This is a genomic window from Planomonospora parontospora (assembly GCA_014647935.1).
Lineage (GTDB): Bacteria > Actinomycetota > Actinomycetes > Streptosporangiales > Streptosporangiaceae > Planomonospora > Planomonospora parontospora.
On the sequence record BMQD01000023.1, the window covers coordinates 72829 to 95680 of the forward strand.

Annotated in this window: 21 protein-coding genes and 1 pseudogene; 12 read left to right on the top strand and 10 right to left on the bottom strand. The window is 65.4% G+C overall.

Going from position 1 to position 22852, the window contains the following annotated elements; translation table 11 throughout:
- Window positions 1-45: 45 nt before the first annotated feature.
- Window positions 46-4923, bottom strand: a complete 4878-nt coding sequence (locus IEZ07_RS28535; protein ID WP_191897606.1) for a DNRLRE domain-containing protein — start codon at window positions 4921-4923, stop codon at window positions 46-48.
- Between the two features lie 136 nt (window positions 4924-5059).
- Here IEZ07_RS28535 and IEZ07_RS28540 point away from each other — a divergent pair, with 136 nt between their 5' ends.
- Complete coding sequence (locus tag IEZ07_RS28540) at window positions 5060-5422, top strand: UTRA domain-containing protein (protein ID WP_191897607.1); 363 nt, start codon at window positions 5060-5062, stop codon at window positions 5420-5422.
- 107 nt (window positions 5423-5529) lie between these two features.
- Here IEZ07_RS28540 and IEZ07_RS28545 read toward each other — a convergent pair whose 3' ends face one another.
- Genes IEZ07_RS28545 through IEZ07_RS28555 form a run of 3 tightly spaced genes read right to left on the bottom strand, consistent with a single transcriptional unit; the run spans window position 5530 to window position 7135 of the window.
- On the bottom strand, window positions 5530-6381 hold the full coding sequence (locus IEZ07_RS28545; RefSeq protein WP_191897608.1) for a helix-turn-helix domain-containing protein: 852 nt from the start codon (window positions 6379-6381) through the stop codon (window positions 5530-5532).
- Between the two features lie 11 nt (window positions 6382-6392).
- Window positions 6393-6926, bottom strand: coding sequence for a DUF6879 family protein (locus tag IEZ07_RS28550; RefSeq protein WP_239320860.1), 534 nt, complete (start codon window positions 6924-6926; stop codon window positions 6393-6395).
- Window positions 6923-7135, bottom strand: a complete 213-nt coding sequence (locus IEZ07_RS28555) for a hypothetical protein (RefSeq protein ID WP_191897609.1) — start codon at window positions 7133-7135, stop codon at window positions 6923-6925. Before IEZ07_RS28555 ends, IEZ07_RS28550 begins: the two co-directional genes overlap by 4 nt.
- A gap of 177 nt (window positions 7136-7312) precedes the next feature.
- Here IEZ07_RS28555 and IEZ07_RS28560 point away from each other — a divergent pair, with 177 nt between their 5' ends.
- From IEZ07_RS28560 to IEZ07_RS28590, 7 genes are all read left to right on the top strand, one after another.
- Window positions 7313-8245 (top strand): SAM-dependent methyltransferase, encoded by a 933-nt coding sequence (locus tag IEZ07_RS28560; RefSeq protein WP_191897610.1) that lies wholly within the window; start codon window positions 7313-7315, stop codon window positions 8243-8245.
- An 82-nt stretch (window positions 8246-8327) separates the two neighbouring features.
- Window positions 8328-8486, top strand: a complete 159-nt coding sequence (locus IEZ07_RS28565; RefSeq protein WP_191897611.1) for a hypothetical protein — start codon at window positions 8328-8330, stop codon at window positions 8484-8486.
- A complete protein-coding gene (locus IEZ07_RS28570; protein ID WP_191897612.1) occupies window positions 8483-8704 on the top strand; it encodes a hypothetical protein in 222 nt (73 codons plus the stop codon). The genes IEZ07_RS28565 and IEZ07_RS28570 overlap by 4 nt, the downstream gene beginning before the upstream one ends.
- A gap of 269 nt (window positions 8705-8973) precedes the next feature.
- A complete protein-coding gene (locus tag IEZ07_RS28575; RefSeq protein WP_191897613.1) occupies window positions 8974-9963 on the top strand; it encodes a radical SAM/SPASM domain-containing protein in 990 nt (329 codons plus the stop codon).
- Window positions 9963-11096: a methyltransferase domain-containing protein gene (locus IEZ07_RS28580; protein ID WP_191897614.1), complete on the top strand. Its 1134-nt coding sequence runs from the start codon at window positions 9963-9965 to the stop codon at window positions 11094-11096. The genes IEZ07_RS28575 and IEZ07_RS28580 overlap by 1 nt, the downstream gene beginning before the upstream one ends.
- Before the next feature lie 238 nt (window positions 11097-11334).
- A complete protein-coding gene (locus tag IEZ07_RS28585) occupies window positions 11335-11532 on the top strand; it encodes a hypothetical protein (RefSeq protein ID WP_191897615.1) in 198 nt (65 codons plus the stop codon).
- 179 nt (window positions 11533-11711) lie between these two features.
- Window positions 11712-12164 carry a lamin tail domain-containing protein gene (locus tag IEZ07_RS28590; RefSeq protein WP_191897616.1) on the top strand — a complete coding sequence of 151 codons (453 nt, stop codon included), beginning with the start codon at window positions 11712-11714 and terminating at the stop codon, window positions 12162-12164.
- Window positions 12165-12323: 159 nt separating this feature from the next.
- Here IEZ07_RS28590 and IEZ07_RS28595 read toward each other — a convergent pair whose 3' ends face one another.
- On the bottom strand, window positions 12324-12668 hold the full coding sequence (locus IEZ07_RS28595; protein WP_191897617.1) for a hypothetical protein: 345 nt from the start codon (window positions 12666-12668) through the stop codon (window positions 12324-12326).
- Between the two features lie 258 nt (window positions 12669-12926).
- Between IEZ07_RS28595 and IEZ07_RS28600 the strand changes: the two genes are divergently transcribed.
- Window positions 12927-16220: a type ISP restriction/modification enzyme gene (locus tag IEZ07_RS28600; protein ID WP_239320867.1), complete on the top strand. Its 3294-nt coding sequence runs from the start codon at window positions 12927-12929 to the stop codon at window positions 16218-16220.
- Between the two features lie 112 nt (window positions 16221-16332).
- A complete protein-coding gene (locus IEZ07_RS28605) occupies window positions 16333-16536 on the top strand; it encodes a hypothetical protein (RefSeq protein WP_191897619.1) in 204 nt (67 codons plus the stop codon).
- On the opposite strand, the gene IEZ07_RS28610 is transcribed toward IEZ07_RS28605, so the two are convergent.
- Entirely contained in the window at window positions 16527-16913 is a 387-nt protein-coding gene (locus IEZ07_RS28610) for a hypothetical protein (RefSeq protein ID WP_191897620.1), read from the bottom strand. The genes IEZ07_RS28605 and IEZ07_RS28610 overlap by 10 nt on opposite strands.
- Before the next feature lie 94 nt (window positions 16914-17007).
- Between IEZ07_RS28610 and IEZ07_RS28615 the strand changes: the two genes are divergently transcribed.
- A complete protein-coding gene (locus IEZ07_RS28615) occupies window positions 17008-17274 on the top strand; it encodes a hypothetical protein (protein ID WP_191897621.1) in 267 nt (88 codons plus the stop codon).
- A gap of 98 nt (window positions 17275-17372) precedes the next feature.
- Here the strand turns inward: IEZ07_RS28615 and IEZ07_RS28620 are convergent, their stop codons facing one another.
- From IEZ07_RS28620 to IEZ07_RS28635, 4 genes are all read right to left on the bottom strand, one after another.
- Window positions 17373-18092: a peptidoglycan recognition protein family protein gene (locus tag IEZ07_RS28620; RefSeq protein ID WP_191897622.1), complete on the bottom strand. Its 720-nt coding sequence runs from the start codon at window positions 18090-18092 to the stop codon at window positions 17373-17375.
- A gap of 90 nt (window positions 18093-18182) precedes the next feature.
- Window positions 18183-18524, bottom strand: a complete 342-nt coding sequence (locus tag IEZ07_RS28625; protein WP_191897623.1) for a hypothetical protein — start codon at window positions 18522-18524, stop codon at window positions 18183-18185.
- Entirely contained in the window at window positions 18524-19015 is a 492-nt protein-coding gene (locus tag IEZ07_RS28630; protein WP_191897624.1) for a hypothetical protein, read from the bottom strand. Before IEZ07_RS28630 ends, IEZ07_RS28625 begins: the two co-directional genes overlap by 1 nt.
- Before the next feature lie 59 nt (window positions 19016-19074).
- Window positions 19075-21918 (bottom strand): fibronectin type III domain-containing protein, encoded by a 2844-nt coding sequence (locus tag IEZ07_RS28635; protein WP_191897625.1) that lies wholly within the window; start codon window positions 21916-21918, stop codon window positions 19075-19077.
- A 215-nt stretch (window positions 21919-22133) separates the two neighbouring features.
- Here IEZ07_RS28635 and IEZ07_RS28640 point away from each other — a divergent pair.
- Window positions 22134-22852, top strand: a pseudogene (locus IEZ07_RS28640) (hypothetical protein); the annotation flags it as partial.

A 22852-nucleotide genomic window follows, 5' to 3' on the forward strand; every position in this document is an offset into this window, starting at 1 on the left:
GGCGGCGTGGTCCGCCTATTGCAGACGGACCACGCCTATAAATAATTAATTCCAGATCGCGGGAGGCTGGTTCTCCTCACCAGGAAGCGTCTTGGCGTATACCCAGAAGGGATCCATACTCAGCCGCCGATATATCATATAGAAGTTCTTTAGGTCACTCCCGGCAGAACTGTTTTCCTTATCATCGATGTATCTTGCTGAGTAGTTTGTTCCTCCTGCAATGAGCGGGCTTTCGTGGGTGCTGGCGAATGGAAACTCATCGCAGTCTAGGCCTTGCGCGTCAGGGCTTATGTTAGGCCACTTTCGCCTACATTCTGCAGTGGAATGCGTCCGATTTCTTTGGACTTGCCCCCATGGTGCATCATCAGGGTCTCCCAGCCAGGGAATATCCGGTCGTTCGAGAAGGCGATGAAGCTTCCCATGGGGATGGCGCCCGGGGATCTGCTTCCTGTCGTCCGTTGGCACTGTCCACTTAGTATTGTAGTAGGAATCCCATACATGCTTGGCAACTGACGCTATCTTGGCCTTCTTTGTTGCGTCATAAACGAGTGTCGGGGTGGCGTCAGGGAAGATACACCCCCCCGTGTAGTTATAGATAGCCGGAGCGGTATCGCAGCGTACGAGAGGTCGCTGAAAGCCGATTCTATTCGTGATGTCCCCTCCTGGGTCACTATAGGATAGAGGAGATGTCCAAACTATTGTCGGGAGGATCATACATGCGCTTGTCCTGCTAAATCTTTCTCCCTTATCCTTAGCTGAGTGGATTATCCATTCAGCTTCTTTGTTTTCCCAATTAGTGAGAAGGTCTTCCTTTGAGAATGAATCGTCCCTAGGGCCACTCGTCACCTCACATTTGTCATGACTGACTGCTACACCCAAGCGAAGCTTCATTGCATCGAAATATCTCTTTCCTCCTGCGTCATGCCATTTGACGTTGTCTATGCGAACTGTGTAGCGGATATCGCGTCCATGTAACCCTGAAGCTGTATCGATTTCCGGATTTCTGCTTTTAGGTGATCCGCCTGCATGGGTGTAGGCTCGAACAGTTATTCTGTAAGTGGCGTGACCCACGTATCTGCGAGTTATTATCTTTCCTGTTTCGGGATTCCTCATATTTTCGAAGGCCTCCCCTCGAGCTTCTCTCCTCGCGCACCAATTAAAGGAGTTGGAGGCATGTCCGATTGATTTTGATCCATCGAACCTTCTTGTCCACGAGCCAGTCTCCGGTTTAGACCAGCATCCTTCCCATGTAAGTCGATTGTAGGGAAAACTCTTAGGGACAAGTGCCTCAGCGGCAGTACGTTTTGACTGTTCAGTTCGCTCAGTCCCCTGTACAGGGTCGGTTTTTTGAACAATCATCATCTGCCAGGCAGACCAAGATCCGATGGAGCCATCTTCACTCGTAACGCGCACCCGCCAACGTGTTTTCCACCCAGAGACGAGCTTTCCTTGCGGTACCTGGATAATTACTGAAGCCCCAGGAGTGGTATTCCTTACGGAGCCTGACCAAATCAGCCCTTTACCTTGCGCCAGCGACTTCGGGTCGTGGGCAACCTCGACTTCCACAGTGGAACGCCGCTTCAGCGGGTCGGACACCTTGACCAGGAGTTCCGGTGTCGTGGTCGGCACGAGATCTGTGCCGTCTCTGGTTTCCAGCGAGCGGGTCCATGCCTTGTCGACGGACGGCTTCGCGTCGCGGAGCGTCTCCACCGGGGATTCCGGTCCGGCCTGCTTCTCTGCTGTGGAGCTGCTGAACGCGCTGGTGCAGGCGCCCAAGTCCCGCCAGCCCCAATTCTCATCAGTGCCCGGTTCCACCCGGAACTGCCAAGGACCGAGTGCGATGGACTCCCAGGCATGACCGCGATGCTTCACCTGGGTACCGACCGGATAGCTACCGCCGCTCGTCCAGGCCGGAGCGGTACGGCACGCGGACGGCTCCGTCGGAGTCGGGATCTGCTGCTCGATGGAGAACGACCATCCGTAGGAGTCGTCCATGACGTTGCCGGCGGCGTCCTTAGCACCACTGATCTCTGCCCAGTAGTAGAAGTCCAGTAGATGGTCCGGCGTGAACGTCAGCACCGTATTGCTAGCGTCCATCGTGGTGCTGCCCGGGACCTCTTCCTCCTCGAAAAGATCAGTCAGCGAGAGGTGCGCGTCAGTCACCGGCTCGCTGAAGGTCACCTTCACCTGGGCGTTGGCCGGAGCGTCCTCACTTCCGTCAGCTGGCTCCACCTTGAGAATCGTCGGCGGCGCCGTGTCCGGTGCAGCCGTGGGTGTTGCGGTCGGCGTCGGGTTAGGGGTGTCGGTGTAGGTCACCTTCAGCACTGGCGGATGAGCATCCGGATTGTCCTGCTGGGACTCCGTAGAGTCGAAACCACGGTCGTACAGCGGAGCGGAATCGGACTCGTCCACCCCGCGCAGCAACAGGCCGTGATTAGCCTGGCCTGCCGCCCAGGACTGCACAATGCCAGTCACCGGCCAGCTCCAGGCCACGTCACTCGGCGGACTGGAGTCATCGGTGCAGCCGCCGGGGTCCTTGGCGACCGCCTCACCGGTCGCGGTGACCGACGGTTGGTTGTCCCAGCGCAGGGTCTCAATGCTCCACGCCGTAGTGACTTGCTGCGCCTTGATGCCCGAGGCGCTGTCCCCGCAGCCGAAGGAGGTAGCGTTCCACAACTCCAGCTTGGCATCGACGACTTTTTTGTCGGCCAGTGCCGAGGTGTCGAACGCCAGGTAGGCTCGTTCGATGGTTCTTGGGTTACTACTGCCGTACGCCCCAGTCCACAGGTAGATCCCGTCAGGACTAGACGATCCTTGGTCATCGATCCAAGTGTCGGTCTGCACCGGCAACGAGATCGTTTTGGGAGTCGGGGTGTTCGTCGGAGTAACGGTAGGCGTTGGGCTGGGTGCTTCTTGTCCAGTTGTAAACGACCATGTGTGAGGTGCCGTCATGGCGTTGCCAGCGGCATCTTGAGCACTCGCCACTTCAGCAGTGTAGGCCGTACCTGGTTGTAGATTCTCGCTCGGTTTGAAGCTTGCAGCCAGATCCCCTCCGAGCATGGTCAAGGTACCCGCTACTGCTGTTCCGTCGGGGTTCTTGACTGTGAATACCACGCCAGAAACGGGCTCATCGAAGACTGCTTGGATCGGATCGGTCGTGGTGGCGTTCTCAGCGCCGGTTTGCGGAAGCGTCCCCACGACAGCTGGTGGCGTAAGATCTGGCACCCCAGGTTCTTCCTCCGGAGAGGAAGCCAGGTTATCCGGATCGACCTCAAAGGCATTCTCAGTCCCCTCGGCAATCCTCTGTACGTCATCCAGCGTGACGGAAGGAGCCGTAGGGGTTGTCGATTCGACGGTCAGCCTGTTGGCTACCGCTTCCTCATAGCTCAACGGCTCGTCTGAAGGCTGCCCATCAGACTCCGTGATGATCATCTCGGGTGATGGGACGGCACCTGGTATGTATTTGATGATGAGAACGGGACCGCGCGCGGTGAAGGGGTAGGTGTCGTAGCCGCCGTACTCGTAAGAGCGGTACCAGCGCCAGTTAGTGAGGTCGCTCTCGTTGACCGGGGTGAGCTGCACACCATGGTCAGGGTAGCCGTCCATCCACATTTGGGTCATCTGCTCGATGGAGTACCACAGCTCGCCCTCGCCGCGGGAGCAGTCGATGTCATAGGCGCCCTTGTTGGCTTCACGGGCGGTCCAGGTGGTCGACGGCTGGTTGCTCCAGGACAGCGTGCTGATGTCCCAGGGGGTGGTGATCGGCAGGGCGACGATGCCGGAGTTGATCTCGGAGTCGCAGGTGTTGGACTGGTGGTTCCACAGCCGCAGGTCGGCGTTCTCGACCGTGCCGCCTTCCAACGGCGTGCCCTTGATGTTGAAGCGAATGTAGGTGCGCCACGTCTTCGTGCCGCTGTTGGACTTGCCGGCAATGAGGTCCGGTTTCCCGCTGTTGCTCCAACCGCTGGTCTGGCCCTCACTGTTGATGTAGGTGTCGCCGTCGATGCCCGTGCCGGTCCAGTTCTCGGAAGCCGCGGCTACGGTGACCGGATAGGTGACGGCCGGGTCGGCGAGGAACTTGGCGTCCGGGGTGATCACCAGCTCTTGGTCGAGAGCGCCGTCCTGGACGGTCATGGCTGCGGTGCCGGTACGGCCGGCCTCGAGGTCCTTGGCCGCAGCCGCGTCCGTCATCGGCGCCGCGGTGATGTCGGCGATCTCCTTGCCGGTCTTGTCGGCCAGCAGGGCGAGCTGCCCGGAGTCGTCCTTGCCGTAGCGCATACCCTTGGGCAGGTCCACGGGAACGCGGACCTTCAGCTTGCCGGTGGGCCGCTCGCGGATCACGATCTCCTGGTGGAACCCGGTCGGGTTCGCGGTGACGACCAGGTCCACGCCTTTGCCGTACGCCGACGGATAGGTGGCCGTGTTGCCGGACAGGCGCGGCTTGGGGAGCTTGCTGGGCGCCGCCAGTGCCACCGCGCCCTTCTCGTTCTTGAGCTTGACCAACGCCTTATCACCCCCCGCCGACAGGGTCAGGTCACCCTTGATGGCCTTGGGCCGGATAACGCCTCCCTCTTCGACCAAGGTCATGTCGATCGGCTGCCAGGCGCCGTCTTTCTGCACCCGGATCGGGGTGGAGTGCACCTCGGCGTTGAGGGTCTTGCCGTCGGGGTTGGCGTAGGTGGTCGAGGTCTCTGTCCGGTAGGACTCGATCTCGACGGGCTTGTTCTGCTTCTTGGCCTCGGCTTTGAGGGAAGCCAGCGGATCGGCCGCAGGGGCGGGCGCCGTGGAGGCAGAGGGGGTGGGAGCGGGTTCGGCGGCAGCTGGTAAGGCCGCCAGCAGTGATGTCGATAGCCCGAGGACGGCTATCAGGGAGGTGCGGCGGCTGCGTGCGAGCGCGCCAAGCCTCGGGGGATGGATGTTCACTCTGACCTTTCATGATCGTTTCAGTCAAACCGGACGATCATTGCATAAGGTCCGCATAAAAGTAAAGATCAACATAAATCGGAAAGATGGGTTTCCGGATAGATCAAGAGGGTGGCTTGGATTCGTCAATACAGTATTGACGGCCGCCTCATGCTTCCCCTGTGCAGCGCGCAGCAGCATCCTCGCCTGGGGCCGCGCCTACTACCCGGCCGACCTCCTCGACGGCACTCCCGTCGCCGCATCCGGCAAGGTCACCGACGGAATCTACGGCGCGCTGCTCGCCGCCGGGATCCTGGATGTGACCGCACCCACCCTCCACGCCCGCTCCGTCATCTCCGAAGAAGCCGCAGCTCTACGCGTCCCTACGGGCAGTCCGGTCCTCGTCATCGAGCGCATCACCCGCGCCGGAGTCGGGATCCCCGTCGAGCTGCTACGCCGGGTCGAGGCCTCCCGCGTCCGAGCCATCCACGACGGCCTGCCCCTGACCACGCCTGCGTAGCGAGCACTCCACGACCGGTGCGATACTGACCCGACTTGGCTACGTTTCGGGTGGACAAGTGCGGTGGCCCCGGCGTCCTCGATGCCGGGGCCACTGTTATGTCAGCACTACCCATCCAATGCGGCGATGGCCTTCGTGATCAGCGTCCGGGCTTCTTTACCGTGCACCGCGAGTTCGGCCAGCTCAGCGAACGTCGCCGCGTACATCGCGATCTCATGCGGTTGAGTGATCGTCAGATGCCCGGACACCAGCTCGACCGTCACCTCGGCGGTATCGAACATGAAGAACCCCTCGGGCGGCCACATGCTGGAGCGGTCGACGCCGAGCGGAATGATGCCCAGAGAGATCGACGGCAGCGTGCTCACCGTCAGCAGATGACCGAGCTGGCCGATCATGACCTCTGTCCCGCCGATCGGGTGACGCAGCACGCTCTCCTCCAGGATCACCGCGAACTGGCGGCCGCTTTTTTCGATGATCCGCTGCTTTTCCACCCGGACGCGTACGGCGTCGTCGACGTCGTCGGGTAGGCCGCGGCGTTGCATGAGTGAAGTCAGCAGGGCGGCAATGTAGGCGCCGGTCTGCAGCGGCCCCGGGATGAGCTGTGAGGAGTAGATGCGGAAGTGGCGGGTCCGCTCCCACAGCGGCACCACCGACTCTTGGGCGACCTTCAAGCCGCTGCGTTCCATGTCGCGCCACTCCACGAACATGCCCTGGATCGCCTGAAGCGAGGCGATCAGGTCAACGGCTTGATCATGAGCGTCGCACTGCTGGCACCAGACGGTGACGTCCTCAGCCGAGGGCGAGCGCCGGCCATGCTCGATGCGGCTGACCTTGGACGAGTGCCAGCCTGCCAGCCGCGCCAGATCACGGCCCGTCAGCCGGGCGTCGAGCCGGATCTGACGCAGGCGGGCACCGAGAACATCAAGGGCCTGCTGGGCGTTGGACGAGGAGAGAGACACGCGCTGATCGGTCAGACGGTGGGCTGGTAGTCGTCGTGCGGGACGGCGCGTTCCCAGATGGCCTCAAACGCCGCGGTGTATTTTCCGATCACGTCCGGGTCGGTGACGTGCTCCACGTCGATCCAGTCGCCGACGCCGTTGAAGTGATTGACCAGCAGCGTCTCGCCGTCGAACAGCCAGAAGTCGTTGCCCGGCACCAGCAGATCGGTCGCGCGCTGGCGAGGCAGCCACCGCACCTGCTCTCCGGCCCGGACGTTGGGGAAGGTGATGTCGTACTCGTAGTGGATGTACGGGCTGATCGGCTCGGAGACGATCCGTGCCCGCCGCATGACCGCGCCGCGCTCCACGGCGTCCACGATGTTCTGCAGCCAGGGCCGCCACCACGACGTGCGATCGTCGGGATCGAGTCTGTGCCCGGTTTGCCAGGCGTAGTAGTCGGGATCGTCCAGCATGTAGCCGTCGCGCATCTCCAGGTGCAGCGCCGAGACGCGGCACCGGCGCAGGGCGCTGTCGATCTGCGACGCCGGGGTGGCGGCTGAGGTCACTCCGGCACCACCGAAAGGAACGGGATCATACGCTGAGGGAAGCGGATGAGGGCCTCGCCCTCGGGCACCTCCCCGATCTCCGCGAGGGTGCCGGGGGCGATGGCGGTGTATCCCTGGGCGATGATGTCGCCCGTTTCGGTGTCCCGCCAGAACGTGGGCGAGCCGCCGTTGGGGCTGTTGGGGTCCTTACCAAGGAACTCGAGTGCCATGATGATCCTCCGAAGGGAGAGGGGTCTGTGCCCGAGTTTGCGCCCCGTCGCCTCGTACATCAAGACGATTGCCGATGTTTGCCACGGTGATCTCTGCTGGCGGCTCTCACGAACTCCCCGCGCAAAGACGGGCAACCTCGTTGAGCCCCTAGCCAGCGGGTTCCTACCGTCCAGGACATGCCACCCCCTCGCCCCATGGTCGCTTTCCAGACCGGTCTGGCAAACGGACCACGCATTGCCACCTACCTGCTCGGCGGGAAAACGCACTTCGCTCCCGACCGGGAAGCCGCCGAACGCCTCCGTGACGCCCTCCCGACGATCAGCGCAGTAGCTCGCGCCGACCGGGAGTTCACCGAGCGGGCCATCCGGGACGCCGCCGAGGACGGCATCACCCAGTTCCTGGACCTGGGCTGCGGCCTGCCGCACCCGCGTAACGTCCACGATGTCGCCGGAGCCGTCACCCCCGGCGCCCGCACCGTCTACGTCGATCATGACGAGCTGGTCCTGGTCCACGGCCGCGCGATGTTGGAGATCCCCGGCGTCACTGCTGTCGTGCCCGGCGACATACGTGATCCGCAGTCCATCCTGGAGCAGCCCGCCCTGCGGGCCCTGCTCGACCTGTCCCAGCCGGTCACGGTGCTCTTGACCGGCGTCGTGCCCTTCGTTGAGGACCCCGCCGCGATCCTCGTGAACCTGCGCGGTCACCTCGCGCCGGGCAGCCGGATCGTCATCTCCTCCGCCTGCAGCGACCTCATGACGGACGACGAGCTCACCGCGACGCAGAAGGTGTTCGCCGAGACCGCGACCCCCATCCACCCGTGCTCCAGCGATGCGATCGTCGCCCTGTTCGACGGGCTCGACCTGCTCGACCCTGGCGTGGCCAAGGTCCACCGCTGGCGTCCCTCCCACGACCTGTTCTTCGGCCCTTGCCCGATCCTCGGAGGCGTCGCCACCCTCCCCGCAGCGGCCCACACTTCGCGTGAACCGGCATTGGGTTGCCGGTCCGCACGGGCCGGCGCAGACCGGCCGGGGGTGGCTCCCACCGGTCTGCGCCCCATCCTGCCTGCCCCACGACAGGACACACCGTTCCGCGCCGGGGACCTGCGATGACCGCCGCCACCGCGTTCCGCACGGCCCTCCCCCATGGCCGCCACCGCCTCAACCCGGCCGCGAACCCCGTCATGGAGGACGCATGACTGAGCACGACGCCACCCCCACCGAGGACGTCGAAGACGACAAGCCCGCTGACCCCGCCGGCCCTCCGTACTTCATCCTTGGCGGCATCCCCGGCTTCATGGCCGTCTCCTACGGCGCGTGCGACAACTCAACCCCCATAGGCGGCATGCGGTGATCCCCCAGCACATCGGACGCATCGCTGATGAGGCCCTGAGCGCGTGCCTCGCCAAGCACTACCCGGCCCCTCTCCCGGAGTTCACCCGCCGGGAATTCCTCGCCGCCTGGCAGAAGAACAGAGCTCTCGCGCTCGCGCAGCGGTGGCAACTGAGCCCCGACGACATGGCACAGGCCGCCACCGCAATCGGCGTCGAACAGCTGGCCCGCCCCGACTAGGAACCGGTTTCCGACTCCCCCACGAACTGGCGCGGCGACGCGGAGCCCACCCTTCCCACCGCCCGCGTTGCCGCGCTCTCCATCTCCTCGCAGGCGGCCCGGGAATCGCCCATGAGGAGCAAGACCCGACCGGACGACCCTGTGGGCGCAGGGACGTCGGACCACCGGTCGCCGCGGTGCCCTCGGCTGGTTCTCGTCCTTCGGCCGAGGGCACCCATCACCAGCCTGCACCCGCATTCCGCGACAGCGGAGAAAGGAAAAGGCACCACATGACGATCATCACTCAGGCAATCGAGGCACCGGCCATGCTCGGCTGGCGTCTGGAACTGGAGATCACCGGCAAGTGCCAGCTCCAGTGCACCCACTGCTACGCCGACTCCGGGCCCACCACCGGTCACGGCACCATGACCGCCGCCGACTGGCACCGGCTCATCTCCGACGCGCGCAGCCTCGGTGTCTCCCGCATCCAGTTCATCGGCGGCGAGCCCACCCTGCACCCCGCCTTCTCCGAACTGCTCGGCCACGCCGCCGGCACCGGCTGCGGCATAGAGGTGTTCTCCAACCTCGTCAACATCCGCGACGAGTGGTGGCCGCTGTTCCAGCTCCCCAACGTCTCCCTAGCCACCAGCTACTACTCCGACCAGGCTGCCGAGCACGCGGCCGTCACCCGCAGCACCAACAGCCACCATCTGACCCGGGCGAACATCGTCCGCGCGCTCACCTGGCGAATCCCCATCCGCGTCGGCATCATCGGCCTGACCGACACCCAGCGGACCGAGGAGGCCCGCGCCGAACTCATCGACTTGGGCGTGCCCCGCACCCAGATCAAGGTCGACCACGTGCGCGGCGTCGGCCGCGCCTCCCGCCTCCAGCCGGACGTCTCCCAGCTGTGCGGCCACTGCGGCCGGGGCAAGGCCGCCATCGGCCCGACCGGGGAGGTCTGGCCGTGCGTCCTGTCGCGGTGGATGATGATGGGCAACGTGAAGGAGCAGCCGCTGCCGGAGATCGTTAACAGCGACGCCTGGAAGGCCGCGCTGGCGACGATCCCCGCGCCGCGCCGCGGTCGGGGTTGCAACCCCGACAGCGACGGCAACGACTGCTCCCCGGCGGAGACCGCGCTCGACACGGTCTCCCTTGCCCGCTACGACGGCCACGCGCCCAACGAGGAGAGGGCGTTCGCCTACGCCCGCGGTCGGGGTTGCAACCCCGACAACGACGGCAACGACTGCTCCCCCGCAGAAACGGATGCGGATTACTGATGCACTGGATCCCCCACGCTCAGGACCTGGCCGAGACGGTCACCCACCCCGACTCCCGCTGGCGGGCACCGGTCGCCACCACGCCCCGGCACGTGTTCGTACCCCGCTGGTGGGCCGGCGTCAACGGAGGATGGGAACTGCGCGACGGCCACGAGGACGAGACCGCATGGGCGACGGCGGCCTACAGCGACCGGACGCTGGTGACCAAGGTGGGCGAGCTCCACGCCGACCACGCCGTCCCCGATGCCGCACCGGCCGGGCGCCCCACGTCCTCGTCCACGCTGCCGAGCCTGGTCGTGCAGATGCTGCGGCATCTGCGCGTCCACGACGACTCCGAGGTGCTGGACGTGGCGACCGGTTCGGGCTACAGCGCCGCGCTGCTGTCGCGGCTCCTGGGCGAGGAACGCGTCACGAGCATCGACGTGGACCCGTACCTCACCGGGGCAGCAGCCGGCCGCCTGGATGAGATCGGGCTGCACCCGAAGGTCCTCACCGTGGACGCGACCGGTCCCGTCCCGGGCGAGTACGACCGGATCGTGTCGATGGTCGCGGTCCGGCCGATCCCAGCGTCCTGGCTGGCCGCGCTGCGTCCGGGCGGCCGTCTGGTCACGGTCGTCGCGAACACCTCGATGATCGTGACGGCGTGGAAGACCGAGGACGGCAGCGCGGTCGGGCAGGTCGAACGCGACTGGGCGATGTTCATGAGCACCCGTACCGGCGCCGACTACCCTCCGGGGCTCGGTGAGCTGCTGGAGCAGGTCCGCGACCGGGAGGGCGAGGAGGTCTCCCGAGGCCGGTACGGCGTGATCGATGTTCAGGAGTCATGGGAGGTGAACTCGATGCTGGAGGTGCTCTGCCCGGGGATCGAGCACCACTTCGAGCGCCGCGACGACGGCCGCCGCACCGCGTGGATGCTGCACGCGGACGGCTCATGGGCGCGGGCCACCGCGCTGCGCGGTGACCCGCCGACCGTCCACCAGGGCGGTCCCCGCCGCCTGTGGGACGTGCTGGAGCAGATCCGCCACCGCCAGAGCATGGCCGGGGGCCTGCCCGTCTACGGGGCGAAGGCCACCATCAGTCCGGACGGGGTGATCCGCCTCAAGCGCGGTGCGTGGGAAGCAACCATCGGCTGAAGAACGGTCGGCACAACGCGGAAAAGCGCCCCGCGCCTCCCTTGAGGAGGTGCGGGGCGCTCTATGTTCGCAGGTGGCAGGGAGTCCCGGTCCGGCCACCTGTGAGACCAGCAGCTACGTGCTGGGGTCTCGTGGGGTCTGCCCCACGTTGAAGGGCACGAGACAGTCATGATCTTAATGGTGCGCTCGTGCGGATTTCCCGGGCGGCCGACCGCCCGCATCCGCCACGATGAACCGCATGGAGCTGCCCGAGGAGCCGCCGCCGTGGCTGCACGAGCGCGTGATGGAGGCGCTGCGGCCTGTGCTGGCCAAGCGGCGACGGGAGATCGCCGACCTGAAACGCATGTGGGGCGACGACCCGCCGACCTTCGGCCACGCCGAAGCGGCCCCGCCCGCCTCCGAAGAAGCGAGCCGAACCGCAGATGATCAGGAGTAGCGGCTCTCGACCAGAACTTTCCCAGACCGAGCACCGCCACCGCTCGCCGGGACCTGGGTTGGCAGGTCACAAGGTTCGTTCACATCCTGGAGCCCCAACAGAACGGCACTCACCAGGCAACCCATCCAGTTCAGGCGGCGTCTTACACCGTCCGTTCCCCCTGAATCTGGAGTGCCTTCGTGCGCAAACGGCTCCTCGTCTCCGCCGCCCTCGCCGCCTCTGCGGTGGCCCTTCCCTCCGCTGCCCAGCCCGCGGCCGCGGCCACGCCGAGCATCCAGATCATCAAGATCTACTACGACAGCCCCGGCTCTGACCGCGGCGGCAACACCAGCATCAACGGCGAGTACGTCGTCATCAAGAACACCACGCGCCGGACGATCGACCTGGCCGACTGGACCCTGCGGGACCCGAACTTCCGCTACACCTTCGGCGACGTCACCCTGCGCGCGGGCAAGACGCTGACCATCCGCTCCGGCCAGGGCAGCGACGGCGCCAGCACCGTCTACTGGCAGAGGCGTTGGTACGTGTGGAACAACGACAGGGACACCGCCCACGTGCGTAACGCTTCCGGCCGCCTGATCGACTCCTGCTCCTACAACAGCACCCGGTACGACTACAAGAACTGCCAGTAGTCCGGCGAAGACTGGACCTACAAAGAACGCCCCCGCGTCTTCCATGGGCACGGGGGCGTTCTTCCTTACTGAGGTCCCGTGGGGTCTGCCCACCCGAGGGCGGACACGGGACGATCACGACCGCACGCTACACCCCTGTAAGGCCCCACCGTCCACCATTTACTCCAGCATCCCCGGCTGCTGGTAGTGGTCTCCCCTCTTACGAAGTCCGGCCTCGATCCCGCCGTCCCGCCGGCCAGTGTTGGTTCGGGTGTCGACCCCGCATGCCTCGGCGAATTCGTAGACGTCGAAGTTCGGGTCGCGGTGCGCGAGGACCTGGGCGACCACCCACATGGCGTTCATGCGGACGCTGTCGGTCTCCGTTTCGCTGAGGGTATCGGTGAGTTTGGACGGGCTGTCGTTCTCGCGTCGATGGCCTGCGCGGTCGCGCCGATAGGGGGCGTCCGACCAGTCGTGCAGGTTGATTTCGGCGGCGAACTCTTGAGCGAGACGGCTGAGAGCCATGGGGTTCCTCCGACAGGAACAGGGTGACGCCGTCCTCCGACAGGACGGCCGAGGGAGAGCATACGGCTCCTGGGGCAGCATGACCGGAAAAATAAAATATTCGCAAACGGGCACTTGGATGACCATATGTTTCTCATGAAGAGCGGAATGCCCCAAAAGCCCTGCCATGGGCGTATGGAACGTGTGAAACTGACAGGCCGGAAAACGCGATACACAACTAGCCGTACCAACGGACAACTCAACATGCGATAGGTGCCGATGCCTGCGACGAATCCCCCTCCGTCGTTGTTGGACAAAGCCGCCGAGGCCGTCTCTCGCTTCGGTAAATCCGCCACGCCTAAACTCCGCGGCGACGGCCAGCCCGAAGACCAGCTCCGCGCCCCGCTGGAACGATTGTTCGAGGACTTCGCTAAAGCCCTTGGGGTCTCCGTCACCATGATCGGCGAGACGTCGCTGGCCACGCTCGGCGTCCGTCCGGACTACGGCGTGGAGGTGGCTGGCGCCCGTGTCGGCTACATCGAGCTCAAAGCCCCGGGCCGCGGCGTGCCAAGCACGTGGACACCGAACAAGCACGAGAAAACGCAGTGGGAGAAACTGCGGCTGCTACCGAACGTGCTCTACACCGACGGCGCCCAGTGGGCGCTGTACCGCGACGGTGAGCTCGTTGGCCAGGTCGCTCGCCTGGACGGTGACATCCGCAAGGTCGGCGCGAAACTCGCTCCCGCCGATGGGGAGTTCGCCCGGGTCGTCTCCGAGTTCCTCCTGTGGAAACCAACCCCGCCGCGCAACATCCGCCAGCTCGTACGCGCGGTGGCCGGATTGTGCAAGCTTCTGCGGACCGAGGTCATCGAGGCCATCGGCCGCGAGCAGCGTGGCGAGGAGAAGACGAAGGTCTTCACCGAGCTGGCCACCGACTGGCGCAAGCTCCTATTCCCGGGGCTCACCCACGAGGAGTTCGCCGACGCATACGCCCAGACGGTCACCTTCGCCCTGCTCCTGGCCCGTGTGGACGGCATCGCCTTCGACGGCCGCAGCCTCGGTCAGATCGCCGCTCATCTCGGCAAGAACCACTCCCTCATGGGCAAGGCGCTGGCCGTGCTGACCCACGAGACGGTCGATGGCCGAAGCGTCGTCGTCGAGACGCTCAAGCGGGTCATCGGCGCCGTCGACTGGGGCAAGATCAGTGATGGGTCCGCCGACTCCTACCTGCACCTGTACGAGCACTTCCTGGAGGTCTACGACTCCGACCTGCGCAAGCAGAGCGGCTCGTATTACACGCCGAACGAGGTCGTCTCGTTCATGGTTCACTTCACCGAGGACATCCTGCGTGCCCGGTTCGGCAAGGAGGGTGGTTTCGCCTCCGACGAGGTGGTCGTGGTGGACCCGGCGATGGGCACCGGCACCTACCTGCTCAACATCGTCAACCGCGTCGCGAAGACCATCGAGAAAGAGGAAGGCAAGGGCGCCGTCCGCCAGCAGCTCAAGAAACTGTTCGGCCGCCTGATCGGCCTGGAGAAGCAGGCTGGGCCGTTCGCCGTGGCCGAGCTCCGGATCAACCAGGCGCTCAAGGCCGAGCACGGCGCGGAGATCGCCGAGAAAGACCAGAAACTTTTCGTCGCCGATACCCTCGACAACCCGTTCGACAAAACACAGCTCGACTTGGGCTCGATGTATGAACCGATCGTGCGCTCCCGGCGGGAGGCCAACAAGGTCAAGCGGGAGACACCGGTCCAGGTCGTGATCGGCAACCCGCCCTACCGTGAACGCGCCAAGGGCATGGGCGGCTGGATCGAGCAGGGCGCGAAGAACTCCGGATACGACATCCCGTTGAAGGGCTTCAAGGCAGAGGGGATGGGCAAGTACGAGTTCAACCTCGCCAACCTCTACGTGTACTTCTGGCGCTGGGCCACGTGGAAAGTGTTCGACGCCCACCCCGACCAGCCTGCGGGCATCGTCGCGTTCATCACCACCTCCGGCTACACCACCGGCCCCGGATTCGCCGGGATGCGAGAGTATCTGCGCCGCACCGCCGACGAAGGCTGGATCATCGACCTGTCCCCTGAAGGCCACCAGCCCACCGTGTCCACCCGAGTCTTCCCCGGCGTGCAGCAGCCGCTGTGCATCGGAATCTTCGCCCGGTACGGCAAGGGCGACCGGGAGACCCCTGCCCGAATTCACTACCTGAGCCTGTCCGGGCATCGCTCCGACAAGTTCGCTGCGCTCACCGCTGTCACCCTTGAGAAGACGGCGTGGACCGACTGCGCGACAGGTTGGCAAGACCGCCTCCAGCCCGCCGCCGGAGACGCCTGGCTCAGCTACATCCCGCTCATCGACCTTCTGCCTTGGGCGCAGACGGGGATCAACTCGAACCGCACCTGGGTCTACGCGCCCGATGCCCGTTCGCTTCTTACCCGGTGGGACCGCCTGATCAAGACGCCCATTGCGGACAAGGCGAGGTTCTTCAAGGAGAGCGACTCCAGAAAGATCTCCTCCATCGTCCGGCCCATTCCCGGATACGGTCCCCAGAAGGGGACGATCCAGGAGGAGACTGGTCCCTGCCCCGCCCTCGAACGGGTGGCATACCGGTCTTTCGACCGTCAATGGACGATTCCGGATAGCCGAGTCCACCACCGTCCCAGCCCTGATCTATGGCGTGTCCTCCATGACGATCAGGTCTTCACGACCGAGCAGCACGCTCACCCCATCGAAAACGGACCCGCGCTCACCTTCACCGCCCATATCCCAAACGTAGATCACTTCAATGGTCGGGGTGGGCGGGTACTGCCGCTGTATCGGGACCGAGCGGCCGGAGCCGCAAACCTTGCTCCTAGCCTAACCAGGCTGCTCTCCGACAGGTTCGGCTCCGCAGTTACCGCCGCCAACGTACTCGCCTACATTGCCGCAGTGACTGCGCACAGTGGCTACACGGCGCATTTCCGTGAAGAGCTACGCACCCCCGGTGTCCGGGTACCGCTCACCGCCGATGCAGAGCTGTGGCGGGAAGCCGTCCGGCTCGGCGAGCGGGTGCTGTGGCTGCACACCTATGGCGAGCGTTTCACTGATCTTGCCCAGGGCCGCCCCGCTGGCCCACCCAAGCCTCCGGCCGACCAGCGGGCCAAGCTTGAGGTCGCCATCGAGGACATGCCGGACGAAGTCTCCTACGATCCGGAGACAGCCACCCTGCACGTCGGTGCAGGGTGCATCACTCCCGTTCGGCCCGACGTATGGGCGTACGAGGTAGCGGGGTGGCGTGTCGTCAAACGCTGGTGCGACTACCGCAAGAAGAACCCCGCCGGCCGTAAGTCCTCGCCGCTGGATGAGATCCATGCTGAGGAGTGGCCCGCGGAGTTCACCACGGAACTCCTCCAGCTCCTCCACGTGCTCACGCTCTGCGTGGAGTTGGAGCCCGAGCAGGCCGACCTGCTCGACCGGATCTGCTCCGGACCGTTGATCACCGTGGCAGATCTGGAAGAGGCGAAGGTCTTCCCGGTCGCGCCCGCGATGCGGAAAGCACCCGCTGCCGAATCGCCGGATGCGCCGACGCTACTCTGACCGGATCAGCCGGTATGGCAAGAACGAAACAGTCCTGCTTCTCCCGAGGGAGGAGCAGGACATTCGCACATTCCGGGGCGGATGGCTGACTCGACCCGTCACGATGAACGGTATGAGCCTTCCCGAGGAGCCGCCACCGTGGCTCCACGAGTACGTGATGGCTGCTCTGCGGCCCGCGCTGGCCAAGCGGCGACATGAGATCGCCGAACTGAAACGCATGTGGGGCGGCGACCCACCAACCTTCGGACACGCCGAAGCGGCCCCGCCCGCCTCCGAAGAGACGAGCGGGGCCGCAGCCACAGACGATCAGGAGTAGCGGTTCTCGGTCACGACCTTCGACGCCGTGACCGGGCCGGCCGCGGGTGTGACCTGGCCGCGCAGGACCAGACCGAGGACGGCGGACACGAGCACGACGAACGCACCCGACTGGGCCTCGGTGAACGGCAGGCTGAACGAGGCGAGACCGGTCAGGATCGTGGACAGCGCGCCGGTCAGCGCCGAGACCACCCACGGGCGGGTGTTGATCGCCACCAGGAGCGCGATGGCGCCGTTGGCGATCGTCATCACCCACCCGGCGGACTCCTCGGTCAGGCCGACAGCCGGGATGGTCACGAAGAACGCGACCACGGCGTTGATGACGTACAGGATGACGGCGGGCTCGGTGCCGAAGATGAGACTGCGGGACTTGCTCATGGCCACCTCCAAAAGGGGTCCAGAAATGCGAAAAACCAGCCGGGATGGGCTGGTTCGACGCGGATTGCGCAGAGAGATCGTTTCTCTGCTAGCTATGATCATGATCATGTGGACTCTCGCCGCTATCGCGGGCGTGATGATCGGGATTCGTTTGTTCGTAGGGCTAGCTCGGGTTCCTTGGACCTGGAACCGATCGGTAGCCCGCGGCTACCTGTCGATCTACGTGCTAGCGGTGTTCGTCTTCGCCGGATACCTGATCGCTGTGGGGTCCAATGAACTGTGGACCCTGCTGGTTGTCGTCGTCTTCGGACCAGGCCTGTACGTGGCCCTCAGGCAGCTCTCCGCTCTTGGGCGGTCTTGATTCTGTGACACAGGGGGCGATGCCTCTGAGGTTTCGGATGAAAAGTGCTTAGTTGCTGGAGTCGATCAAGCCCGAGCTCCGGCCGGGCCGCTCGTCGTCTACGACAGCGCGGCGATCCAGCACGCGCGCGTCCAGGCCGGGCCGTCGCCCAGCTTCTTCGCGGCCTTGAACGCGAGGACCTTCTCCTGAAGGTCGCCGCCGGGCTCGTAGACCATCGAGTGGAGGTTCTTCGGCTCGACACCGCGGGCGAACAGCACGGCCCGCATGGTCTTGACGTGCCGGTGCTCGTCGCCCGGCTTCAGGCCGGGCAGGTTCTTCACGATCAGGGTCTCCGTCCATGTGATCTCCGGTTTCGGGGCGGGCACCGGCTTGGCTGGGGCGGTCTTCGGCCGTCGAGCGCCTGCGCGCACCCATGCGTACAGCGGCCCGCCGGGGCAGGAGGTGGCGTAGCCGTCCCGGTGACCCTTCACCTCCCGGCCGGCGCCGCCCTCTCGGCGGAGGTACTCGATCGCGTCGACCACGGCGTGCAGCATGCCGTCGTTCGGCTCGGTGAACCCGCTCGATCCGACCAGGGCGAGCACCGCGTAATGGCCGCTGTTGAGGCCCGCCCCGTTCGCCGCCGGAACGACGCCGGGCCCGCGGCCCATGAACACCCGCTGATGCGGACACGCCACCAGGCTGTAGCCTAGGTCGATGTACGTCTCGCCCCGGCCGCCGGACATGTGCATCCGCTGGAAGGCGAGCACCAGCTCGATGCAGATCCGGTGATCGTCCACGATGCCCGGCGGGACGTACCCGCCCGTGTAGTGGACCTTCACACCGCGCGTGCGGGTGATGCGCGTGTAGCGGCCGGATGGAGCCTTCGCCCCCCAGCCCTTCCGAGAGATTATCTTCACTGATGTTCCTCCTCACCCCTTGGTCAAGCTGATCAACGCAATGACCGCCCCGGCGATGGTCACCATCAGGCCGACGATCGCGATGATCTGCCGGGTCCGGTCCGCGAGCTGCGCGCTCGTCACCGCTTCCCGCTCCACCGCGTCCAGCCGGTTCTCCAGCACCATGTGGCGGGCCTCGGCCGCGTCCCGGTCCTTCTTCACCTGCTCGGCCAGCTCGGCGTGACGGCCATCAACGTGGTCCAGGCGTTGCAGGATCAACGCGGTCTGCCCGGACGTCTTCTCGAATCCGACCTCGACCAGGCGGCGTAGCTCGGCCAGCGCGAGCGCGACATCCGCAGGGGGCTGCTCGTTCATCACACCTCCCGGCCCAGCGCCTGCTGCAGCTCCAGGCGGCGCTGCTCCATCCGGTCAGGGTCCGGCCGGTAGGTCGCTTTCAGCGCCTGCAGACGCTGCCCCGCGTCCACCACCGCCCCGCGGGCTCCGGCCAGGGCCGCGACCTGAACCCGCGCGGTCCCGCCCGGGGCGGGCTCCACGATCCGCACCACGTTCTCCTCGACCCACGAGCACCGCTCCAAATGCGCCTCGCGGGCCTGATCGGTGGTATCGGCGTTGTCGAGCCGGACCGGCCGGCCCTTGCGGAGCGCTGCCGCCGTCGGGTCGTCCGGCCAGGTGCCGCCGGGGATGTGCAGTTGCAGGATCGCCACCCGCAGCAGCTCGTCGATGTCGTCCGGGTCGATCCCGTATTCGACGGCGAGGTTCTCGAAGGTGATGCTCGGCAGCAGATAGCAGAAGTCCGGGGCGTCCGGGTTGGCCGGGTCGCGGGTGCGGATCGTCCACATCTCCACGCCGGAATGGTCCGAAGCGTACGCGTCCACGATGTGTCGTTCGATCGGTGCCATAGTGATCACTGCTTCCACGCGAAGTATTGGATGTCGTAACCTGCGCCGGGCACACCTTCGGTGGTCGAGAAGCCGAACCCGCTTTCGTTGCGGTTGTTGAGGCAGACTCCGTGCGGGCCGTGGATGTTGAACATCGTGGCGACCACGAACGCGGTGCCGCCGGTGAAGGTGAACCCGAACCCGACCGTCCCCCAGCTGTTCGCCGGGAACGACGCGTTGCCTCGCGCGAAGGTGCTGCGACTGCCGGCCGTACCCAACCGGCCGGAGAACTCCAAGAAGCCGTCGTTGGTGACCTGCATGCCGTACTGGAACGCGTTACCCGCTCCGTCGACCACGCCGATATGAGCCGAGTTCGGGGTGAGCTGGATGAGGCCCTTGCGGTCACCGTGGATGGCCGTGCCGATCTGCAGAGTGTTCGCTGACTCCACGAAGCTGGTGATGTAGTGGTAGTTCGTGTTGTCCTCGTAGAAGCGGATCTCCGGGTCCGCGCCGAGCAGCGGATTGATCACCAGGCGTTTGCCGGACGGACCTGATGAGAGCCGCCCCAGGATGTCCACCTCGCCGTTGGCCGCGTCCACGGTGAACGTCCGCGTGCCGCTGGCGTTGAACGCCCGCACTCCCGAGGTGTCCACCTCGATCCGTGCGCCCGACGCACTCGACCGCAGTGTGAACGCGCCCGCCGAGGAGATGTTGACGGTCGTCACGCCGGAGCTGTTGAACGCCCGCAACCCCGTGGTGTCCAGCTGCACCCGAGGGCCCGACGCGGCCGACCGCAGCGTGAACGCTCCGGTGTTCGGCAGCGACACCAGCTCGCTGCCGCCCGAGTCGTAGCCGCGCACGCCGGTCGAGTTGAGCTCCACCCGCGCGCTGCCCGGGTCGCCCGCGACGATCCGCGTGGAGACGGTGAGCACCGCGGCGAGCTTGCCCGCCGTGATCGCTCCGGCTTCTATCTTGTCCGCGCTGACGGCGTTCGCCGCCAGGTGGCCCGTCTGGACCGCGCGCGCCTGGATCAGGGAGCCCGTGATGGAGTTGGCGACGACCTTGTCGGAGGCGACGATCGTGCCGTCGAGGATGTCCGCGCCGTCGATGACCGCGCCGATCATGTCGGTGTCCACGAGCGGCGCCGTCGCGATGACCGCCGTCGCCGAGGCCGCGGACTCGTTGCCGGAGCGGTCGACCGCCGTGAGGAAGAACTCGCGGTCGGCCTCGTACGGCTGGCCGGTGACCACCACGGCCCCGGCCGCGTCCAGGTAGTCGACCGCGGCCGCCGGGTCCTCGGCCAGGGGGTCCCGCATCCAGATGCGAACCCTGGCGAAGTCGGCGGGCATCACCTGCCCGTCCGCCGTCAGGCCGTCCCACGCGACGGTGATGACCCCGAGCCGCGTCGACAGGAGCGGCGCGGACGGCACCGGAGGCGGTTCCGCATCGTCCGGGATCTCCACCGCGACCGGTTCGGAGAACACGCCCTTCACGCCCCGGGACGTGGCCCGGACCTTGAACGCGTACTCCCAGCCGACTTCCAGCGGCGAGTAGGTCGCCGTGGTGTCGCCGCCGCCGGTCATCGCGATCAGGTGCCACAGCTCGCCGACCTCGTTGCGGCGGGCGAACAGCTCATAGCCGTCGATGTCGAGCGCGACCCCGGCCGTGTCCGTGAGGGTCGGCGTCCACGTCGCGGTGATCTGCCCGGCCGCGATCCCGCCCGGCCCGATGTAGGCCACCGGTTCGATCAGCAGATCAGCAGGCGCGGCCGGGGCCCGGCCGCCGGCCTCCGGAGCGGGTGGCCGACCGGACCCGCCCGTCGACACTCCCCCGGCGAGGATGCCCGCCGCCTGGCGGGCCCGCTTGATGTCGCCTTCCACGAACCGGTCGTTGAGCACGAGGTTGCCCGACACCTGCCCGTCGACATCGACGGTCAGCGTGATCTGCCGGACCCGCAACGGCTGCATCACCGCGCCGTCGCCCGGCGCGAGCACCCGATCACCCGGCCGGTAATCGGCCCAGGGCAGCCACCGGGCAAGGTGCGGGATGATGCCGCGGGTGATCTGTACCCGCTCGCCGGAGGCTCGCGCCAGCGCCGCTTGACCGAGCAGCGTCGCGGTCCCGTGGTCGGTGACGCCGCCCTGCTGCTGGTAGGTCTCCCAGCGGCCCCACGGCACGGTCGCGGCGGGGTTGGTCACCTCGACCCGTAGACCCGGCTCGCCCGTCACCAGGATCGCCGAAGCGGCATCCTCCAAGGTGGCGTCGTCCGGCGCTTCGATGATGTCGCGGCCGAGCCGCAGGTCCACCGGGTCCGGCCCGGCCGCGAGGTTCCGCGCCAGCGCGGTGCCCTCCCGGAACACCCGCAGCGTCCGGCCCTGCATCTGCCAGTCCACGATGCCCTGCTCAGCGAGGTTGATCAGCAGGGTCAGCAGCGGCATACCGGGCTCCACCGACAGCGTCAGCTTCGTCCCCCACGGGGTGCCCGCGCTGTCGTGGGTCGTGGTGAAGTCGGTGGCCAGGCCCGGCAGCGTCCCGCGGGCCTTGCCTTCGGTGATGAAGGTCCGCAGGATCGCGCCCGGCGTCGCGGCGGAGAAGATCCGCTTGCCGTCCGCCATGACCCCGCCCGGGTACAGCACGAGCTTGTGGAGCTGCCACGCCCACCCCGGGCAGGTGTAGGTCCGCACGCCGGTGATGTCAGTTTGGTCACTCGTCCGCTTGATCCGCAGGAACCGCCCGTCCGGCGCCTCGGCCCAGGGCCCGCCGTCCACGCTGTATTCCAGCGCGACCTCGCACGGCTCGGTGAGGTACTGCGCGCCGGCCGCGTGCGCTGAATACGAGATCCGCAGGCTCGGAACGTCATTGAGCGGCATCCCGGCCTCGAACCCGAGGAGCTGTGCAAGTATCCCGAGTCGAGGTCCGTTCGGGCTATAGGCAACCAGGCGTAGGCCATAACGGATTGGAACACCCGGTATGACGATCACATTACCCCTTCCCACTGCTTGCAAAGGGCTGCGAAGATCGCATTTTCCTTCAGGTATCCTCTCGGTACACAACCCCAGAAGTCGCAGATCAAGAGAGGTGTAAAATGCAGGATTTCCCCGATTTGCCACCCAATTTTTTCGTCGGCTTTGGCGTGTTAATCGTCGTGGCTATTTTTTGTATAATTGTGGCACTGATCAATTCGACAGAGAGAGAGATGCGCGAGAAAAATGTGGAGCGACAGAGGGTGGCCGCAGTGGCGGCAAAGAAAAAGATGATGGATAATTTTGCAATAGAGAAGGCTGATCCCATTTTTGATCCCGCCCTTTCGAAGGAGTCGAGGGAAGGGGCGCTACATCGATTGCTCATCCGCTATAAGGCCGATCCAAAGGGAGGCGATGTCAAAGGGGTGGTGTTTGTCTCATCTCTAGATGAGAGGGCGGTCCTACTGGTGCGCCGAGCAAGGAGAGCCATCAGCGCCATTGAAGAGTCGGAGGTGAATAAAATTGGCGTGCTGGATGGTGCGGCGAATTCCATAATTCTCCCTCAGCGACTCTGGGAGATTGCACGGCTCCTAAAAATCCAATCGGACCTTATTTCCGAACATGCTGAATTCCGTCAAAGCGTTGCCACGCCTGAATTGGAAGAGGCCCTTGCCCCACAGGAAGAGGCTCTAGGCCGGTCGGTCGCGGCGACGGTTCAACGCGTTGCTGACCTGGAAGCGTATGCACTCCGCGTTCAAGAAGCGGATTCGGCGCTCCTAGCAAAAAAAGTCCTCGACGGGAACGGCAAGTATCTAGATCTACTATCCATAACCGATGATGA